Annotated in this window: 2 protein-coding genes; both read left to right on the top strand. The window is 42.4% G+C overall.

The annotated features are described in order from the left end of the window. Window positions 1-141: 141 nt before the first annotated feature. Window positions 142-642 (top strand): hypothetical protein, encoded by a 501-nt coding sequence (locus tag ABEA08_RS09550; protein ID WP_345335069.1) that lies wholly within the window; start codon window positions 142-144, stop codon window positions 640-642. 119 nt (window positions 643-761) lie between these two features. Continuing rightward, window positions 762-1,400, top strand: a complete 639-nt coding sequence (locus ABEA08_RS09545; protein ID WP_345335068.1) for an HNH endonuclease — start codon at window positions 762-764, stop codon at window positions 1,398-1,400. Window positions 1,401-1,547: the final 147 nt, after the last annotated feature.

Genomic DNA, 1,547 nt, shown 5'->3' with positions numbered 1-1,547 from the left:
TGCTCATAGCGATCTCCTCAGGTGTGCGGAAGTACAACAAGTTAGTGCAAGCGATACTTTTGACTCTGGTGGGCCTGCGGCCCTCTTTTTTGAAAGCTCAAAAGCTCGCCTGACTAAAGCGTTATGTTTCAAGGAGAGAGTGTGCGTAATTGGTTGTTGTTTTTTCTCTGTATCTTTCCTGTAGCAACATACGCGAATGTCGTCTGGCCCGCGCTTGAGCTTGAGTCGAGGCTACTATCTTGGTGGCCTATATGCGTTGGGTTGATAGTCGAGTTTTTCTTCGTTAGAAGACTACTGTGTACAAGTACAAGAAAGGCCATTGAGGCTACGGTTGCTGCAAACATTGTTTCTGCTGTACTTGGTATAGTTTTAATCCCTATCGGTGGTTTTGTCTGGGAGATTCTAGTCGGTGTCATTCTTTATAAAGCACTAGGGATAGGGACGTTCAATCCGATAACCTGGACAGCTACTTTCTTGATTGCATGTGCTGTGAACGTGCTGATAGAGGGAGTTGTGTACCGAAGAGTATTTAAGCTCAACTTCAAGATTAAGAGTCACATTTTCTTATGGTTTATGCTTGCAAACTCTATTAGTGTTGGTATTGCCATGTTTAGTTTGTACATCAATCCAATAGAATATTGAAACATAACAAGGCGCTACAGGCGGATCGCAATCGTTTGGTTGGCTATTGCTCGTTCCTCGCTGATTTTAGCCAACCAAACTGCTTCCGCTGAGCGAAGCGTTAGGCTAAAAGGTAATCTATGAAGTGTGTATATTGCTGTAATGAGATTAAAGAAGAGGAGTTTGCGCGTGAGCACGTTCCTCCAAAGTCTTTCTTTAAGAAAGGTACCTCTAGTCTGATCACTATTCCCGCTTGTCGCGCCTGCAATAATAAAAAGTCATCAGATGACGAATTTGTCCTAAATATACTTTCTATGTCGGACCTAATTTCTATCAATCCTCAATATCAGTTCCACATAGACAAAATGTTACGGGCAGTTAAGCGCCCGCAGAAAGTGGGTTTTATTAAAGAAGTATTGAGCTCTACTCACACGGTTATAACCCCTGAAGGCTCGAAGAACGCATTTACTTTTGACGAGAGCAAAGTTTCAGGTTGGGCAGGGATAAATGCTCAGGGCTTATTGGTTTATAAGGACTACATAGAGCATTGTAATTACAATCACTCTACTATCATCTTGAATCTACTTAAGGTCGAGCTTCCTGAAGAGAAGCAGTTACTTGAACTGATACTTTCATTTGCTAAATCAACTCCAAGTAAACGCGTCGGCTCTTCAGAATTTGAGTATTGGATTCAAACCCAAGATAAGGGTTATGTTGTTATTCAATGCTTTTATCAGGAATTGTACTTTTTAACGATGGTCGAGCACTGCAAGATTTAGCCTAATCGGGTAGCCGGAGGGGCGCTGTTTTAGGGAATTGTTGGTGGGTGTATACTTTCGGTAGAGCACTGGTTTAGGAGTTTCCTCATGGAAAGACTCGAATTCGGCAAGTTGCTTCTTATTCTCCCAGAACTCAATCGGTTCCAG

Origin of the sequence: Ferrimonas pelagia (assembly GCF_039543565.1) — a bacterium.
GTDB classification, from domain to species: Bacteria; Pseudomonadota; Gammaproteobacteria; order Enterobacterales; family Shewanellaceae; genus Ferrimonas; species Ferrimonas pelagia.
The sequence above is the reverse complement of the archived record's forward strand: the minus strand, read 5'-3'. Positions and strand labels throughout refer to the sequence as shown.

Excerpts from the sequence above, each read along its gene's own strand:
- ABEA08_RS09545 (WP_345335068.1), top strand. The coding sequence starts at position 762 with ATGAAGTGTGTATATTGCTGTAATGAGATTAAAGAAGAGGAGTTTGCG.